Below are 5,126 nucleotides of genomic sequence, written 5' to 3'. Positions count from 1 at the left end.
TTTTTTTATGCAAAGATAAAATTACTGAAAATTTAGATTTTTATAAAGCGTTGAATTATTTTAATGCGACACTAGTGCCAGCGTTTAGATACTTTACTAAAATCAAATCCCAACAATCAATTAAGTAAAAAGAAGAAAAGAAATTACTAATTGTCTAATATGAAAAAATAGTTGAGGCTTTGATGAAAAAGCGCAGATTTTGTCGGGTTTTGTTTAGGAATTGTATAGTTCTCTTTTTTACACTAGACAAAAAGAGGAAGGGGACTAAGGAATGCTGAAAAATTTATTACAAGAACGAATCGTTCATAATGAAAATATATCTGTTTATTTTAAGAGTAGATTAATTGAATTGCCAAATGATATAGATGTACTAGGCATTCAAGCAACTACGTTAAAAATACAACAACAAAGCATTGCTACTGGCTATATTACAGACGATAAAATTTATTTTAAAAGCTTGCACCCTGGCGAAACGATACTCACATTGATGAATCAGGAAGATAGGGCTTTTATTAAACTTACTGTGCTTAGCTCAGGAGAAATTGTGACAGAAATTACACCTTGCTTAAAAAATAAAAAGATAGTACCTGTGTATTTTAAAAGAGTTTTAGGTGCAACTGCCATTGCAATCGATTTAAAGGGAGCATTAACTAACTATTTAATTGCGGAAGGAAAAGTGTATCAAGACAGTTTAATTGAAGAGGTTCACTACCAGTCATTGCATCAAAATGTAATCGATCATTCCATGAGTGGCTGCTTTATTTTAGGGTGTCATGTAAATGGTCTGCCATTAACAAATAGACAGGAATATGCGCTAGCCAATCGTGTTGCGACATTAAGATTTTCAAAAATTGTGTCTCGCTATAATGGTGTCAAAATAACTTTAGAGGAAGACTTCTTGCTGACATTTATGATAACAGATGAGATTAGGCATATGTGAATAGACTTTCTTTGCTATTTTCTCATGAAACATGAGAAAATAAAAATAGCTTTGAAAGGAGAGAGAACATGAATCCATTTACATTTTATAATCCTGTAACGCTTCATTTTGGAGTGGACGCAATGGAGAAATTGCCACAGGAGCTTGCCAAATATGGTGATAAAGTATTGATTGTCTACGGCGGAGGAAGCATTAAAAGCAACGGTGTTTATGACGATGTTATAACGATATTGCAGCAGGCGAATAAGCAAATATTTGAATTAGCAGGCGTTGAGCCAAATCCACGTGTCGAAACAGCTCGTCGTGGTGCGGAAATTTGTAAAGCAGAAGGTATCGATCTTGTACTAGCAGTAGGTGGAGGGTCTGTAGTTGACTGTTCAAAATTAATCGTGGCTGCTGCAAAATACGATGGCGATGCTTGGGACTTAGTTATTAAAAAGGCTGTAGCAGAGGAAGCATTGCCATTAGGTGTTGTCTTAACTTTAGCGGCAACAGGCTCTGAAATGAACTCAGGCTCTGTTATTACAAATATGGATACAGAAGAAAAGTTCGGCTGGGGTAGTCCCGCGGTATTCCCGAAATTTTCAATTTTAAATCCTGCCTATACAGTGACTGTACCGAAAAATCATACGATATATGGCATCGTTGATATGATGTCGCATATTTTTGAACAATACTTCCATAACGCAACAAATACACCTGTTACAGATGGTATGTGTGAAGGTGTTTTACGTGCGATTATGGAGGCTGGACCAAAGCTAGTAGAGGATTTAGAAAATGTTGCATTACGTGAAACTATTTTATTAGCAGGCACAATTGGCTTAAATAATTTCTTATCGATGGGTTCACGTGGTGATTGGGCTACACATAATATTGAGCATGCAGTATCAGCAGTGTACGATATTCCTCATGCAGGTGGTTTAGCAATTCTGCAGCCACATTGGATGCGCCATGTCGTTTCAGAAAATCCAGAGCGCTTTGCGCGTTTAGCTGTACGCGTATTCGATGTAGAGGCTAATGGCAAATCAGTAGAGGATGTTGCACTTGAGGGAATTGAGCGCTTAGCTGCATTTTGGACTTCTTTAGGTGCACCGCAGCGCTTAGCAGATTACAATATTGATACAACACATTTCGAGAAAATAATTGAGCATACGATGTGCAATGGTCCATTTGGCAACTTTAAAAAGCTTCATGCGGACGATGTACGTACAATTTTAGAAAATGCACTATAAAAAAACAGACTGGAGAGGTTGTTGCCTTCCAGTCTGTTTTTAAGTTATTCGGGCTTTTCACCAACGTGCTGCCAGCTCAATTGACCATCATCTTCGTCAAATAAAATAACAACCTCAGTTACGCCTTTTTGGCTCAAAATAAGATGTGTTAAATGATCTCGCACATCATCTAAGTAAGCCAAGGAAAGGTTCGGGTCAGCTTCTGCAACAAGCTCAACATGCAAAAATTCCCCTTCTTTAATCACTTCTAAGCGCATAATATCCTTTACATTCGGTTCTTCCATTACTAAATGGGCTATATGGTTTAGCATTTCTTGATCGGTTTCCCCGATAACGCCTCTCGCATTATCTAAAAATACGCGACCTACTACATAAAACATCATGAAACCAATAATCATTGAGACAAGTCCTTCAAGTCGGTAAAAGCCAGTGAAGTGAGCGATTAAAATGGCACTAAATGCTAGAACATTACCGCTTGTTGCAACTAAATCTTCCATCCATACAAGCTTTGTCGCAGGCTTTGCACGATTTAAATATTTTGCTGACTTGACAATGGATGTAAATCCAGCACTCTCAACACCTACTTCATGCAAAACTTCTTTTGCTGCTTTATGCAAAACTGTTAATTCCAATATAATTCCGACAGCTAATACACCAAGTGCAATAAGCATACCGTTTGATTCAGTAGCAGGGGAGACAAAATGATGCCAGCCCTCTTTTACTGTTTCATAAGATAAAATACCAACGATTAAAACAGCTCCTAAACAAACTAGGTTAATAAGGCGACCAAAGCCATTAGGGAATTGTTTAGTTGGCGCTTTTTTGGATAATGCAGATCCGATATAAACGAAAAGCTGGTTAGCGGCATCCCCTAAGGAGTGCATCATTTCCGCAAACATCGCCACATTGCCAGTAAAGAAAAAGGCAATTCCTTTAATAATACCTAAAAATGCATTGACACACGCAGCGAGCAAGGAAGGTTTGTTACCGTCTTTAAGTAGTGCGAAAAATTCTTTCATAGAGACTCTCCTTTAAGATAATAATTCAATTTCAATTTGTTCTATATACGATTGAGTATGTAGATCTTGATAAAGTGCTAACGTATTTTGATGAATTGTAGCAAAGCGAATCGTTACTTCATGTTCAATTGTATCATTTGCTATTACCGTATCGCTTATGCGGATGTTTTCAACATACATTTCGTTCTGTTGCATATAGGAAAGGAGTGTAGAAATATCATCGTGATGCTTCACCTGTACTTTCAATGAAAATTCACGTGAAGCTAAGCGTTTAGGTCCTATCGTCATTAAAAAGGGAGCAATTAGCTCAATACCAATGACAACAATCACTACTGTCATAAAGGCTTCTGCATAAAAACCTGCTCCTACAGCAATACCAATTCCAGCTGCTCCCCAAATCATGGCAGCTGTCGTAAGGCCAGTAATACTATCATTCCCCTTACGTAAGATTACACCTGCTCCTAAAAAGCCGATGCCGCTAACTACTTGTGCAGCTAGCCTTAGTGGGTCCATCGTAATATTAATATCGTCTCTAGCTGGTGTCATATAAGCCGTTTCAATAGAAATAATCGTCAGTAAGCAACTGAATGTTGCGATGACTAAGCTCGTTTTTAATCCAACTGGCTTCTTCTTTAATTCCCTTTCAATTCCAATAATTAAACTTAAACCAGCAGCTACAGCTAATTTAATTAAAATTTCAATTGAAAAGACTTCGGTTAAAATAGATGACAATCATTCTCCTCCTTAAAACAACTATTGATAATGCGTTATATTACTGTAAAATGAAGTGATGTACAAGAAAAATTTAAGTGAGGAACAATAACTATGAATAAACCGGCGATTAATCCTTATATACCAATTGTGATTGGCGTTATTTCAGTATCGCTATCAGCCATTTTAGTAAAGCTAGCAAGTGCCGATGCGGGTGTTATTGCATTTTATCGAATGTTATTTTCTGTTGTGCTCATGCTTCCAATCTTTTTATGGAAATATACAGGTGAAATAAAGTTATTATCGAAAAAAGATTGGGTATTTTCTGCTATTGCAGGTGTTTTTTTAGCATTTCACTTTATCTTATGGTTTGAGTCATTAAATTACACCTCTGTAGCGAGTTCTACAGTGCTTGTGACGATGCAACCTTTATTTGCTTTTGTAGGGACTTATTTTTTCTTCGGCGAAAAGATTTCTTTGAAAACAATCATTGCGGCCGCAATTGCAATTATAGGTAGTGTTTTGATTAGCTGGGGAGATTTTCGAGTTAGTGGTACAGCTTTATATGGAGATATACTAGCGCTAATTGCTTGTGCATTAGTCACAGGCTATCTCTTGTTTGGACAAGACGTTCGCAAAAGAATTTCACTTGTTACATATACAATGGTCGTTTATATGAGCAGTACAGTTTGTCTTTTCTTCTATGTATTAGTAAAGGGAGAATCTTTTGGTCCATATCCTTCAATGGAATGGGTTTGGTTTATATTGCTTGCTATTATACCTAATTTACTTGGTCATACTTTGTTCAATTGGTCATTAAAGTTTGTTAGCACAAATGTATTGTCGATTGCTATTTTATTTGAACCAATAGGTGCTGCTATATTAGCTTACTTTATTTTTAAAGAATATTTAATTGCAACACAAATCGTTGGTGGGATCGTTGTATTAGCTGGAATATTGCTCTTTGTAGCAGATTTTAAAAAAATAAAAAGTTTTTTTAGAAAAACTATTGATTTATAGTTTTAGATGGTATATATTATTACTTGTCCTTAACGACACAGCGAAAAAATAACATTAAAAAAAGTATTTGACAGCAAGTTAAGGATGAGTTATAGTATAAAAGTCGCCACTAAAAAGCGGTGATGATAATGAACCTTGAAAACTGAACAAGCAAGACGTGAATGAATAAAACGTTTCATTTAATAGATGAAACATAATTTTGGA

General features: G+C 36.2%; 5 protein-coding genes. 3 read left to right on the top strand and 2 right to left on the bottom strand.

The window, feature by feature from the left end; translation table 11 throughout:
- Window positions 1-271 precede the first annotated feature (271 nt).
- Both M3Z76_RS19510 and M3Z76_RS19505 read left to right on the top strand, forming a co-directional pair.
- Entirely contained in the window at window positions 272-940 is a 669-nt protein-coding gene (locus M3Z76_RS19510; protein ID WP_293929872.1) for a hypothetical protein, read from the top strand.
- Window positions 941-1,008: 68 nt separating this feature from the next.
- Window positions 1,009-2,172, top strand: a complete 1,164-nt coding sequence (locus M3Z76_RS19505) for an iron-containing alcohol dehydrogenase (protein WP_293929871.1) — start codon at window positions 1,009-1,011, stop codon at window positions 2,170-2,172.
- 44 nt (window positions 2,173-2,216) lie between these two features.
- Here M3Z76_RS19505 and M3Z76_RS19500 read toward each other — a convergent pair whose 3' ends face one another.
- Window positions 2,217-3,191 carry a cation diffusion facilitator family transporter gene (locus M3Z76_RS19500; protein ID WP_293929869.1) on the bottom strand — a complete coding sequence of 325 codons (975 nt, stop codon included), beginning with the start codon at window positions 3,189-3,191 and terminating at the stop codon, window positions 2,217-2,219.
- Window positions 3,192-3,203: 12 nt separating this feature from the next.
- Entirely contained in the window at window positions 3,204-3,923 is a 720-nt protein-coding gene (locus M3Z76_RS19495) for an MgtC/SapB family protein (protein ID WP_293929867.1), read from the bottom strand.
- Window positions 3,924-4,016: 93 nt separating this feature from the next.
- Between M3Z76_RS19495 and M3Z76_RS19490 the strand changes: the two genes are divergently transcribed.
- On the top strand, window positions 4,017-4,922 hold the full coding sequence (locus M3Z76_RS19490; protein WP_293929865.1) for a DMT family transporter: 906 nt from the start codon (window positions 4,017-4,019) through the stop codon (window positions 4,920-4,922).
- The last annotated feature ends 204 nt before the right edge of the window (window positions 4,923-5,126 follow it).

It is taken from the genome of Metasolibacillus sp. (genome assembly GCF_025291715.1).
GTDB classification, from domain to species: domain Bacteria; phylum Bacillota; class Bacilli; order Bacillales_A; family Planococcaceae; genus Metasolibacillus; species Metasolibacillus louembei.
The sequence above is the reverse complement of the archived record's forward strand: the minus strand, read 5'-3'. Positions and strand labels throughout refer to the sequence as shown.

Bases quoted from the DNA above. Each gene is read 5' to 3' on its own strand.
- M3Z76_RS19500 (WP_293929869.1), bottom strand. From the start codon at position 3,191: ATGAAAGAATTTTTCGCACTACTTAAAGACGGTAACAAACCTTCCTTG.
- M3Z76_RS19505 (WP_293929871.1), top strand. From the start codon at position 1,009: ATGAATCCATTTACATTTTATAATCCTGTAACGCTTCATTTTGGAGTG.
- M3Z76_RS19490 (WP_293929865.1), top strand. From the start codon at position 4,017: ATGAATAAACCGGCGATTAATCCTTATATACCAATTGTGATTGGCGTT.
- M3Z76_RS19510 (WP_293929872.1), top strand. From the start codon at position 272: ATGCTGAAAAATTTATTACAAGAACGAATCGTTCATAATGAAAATATA.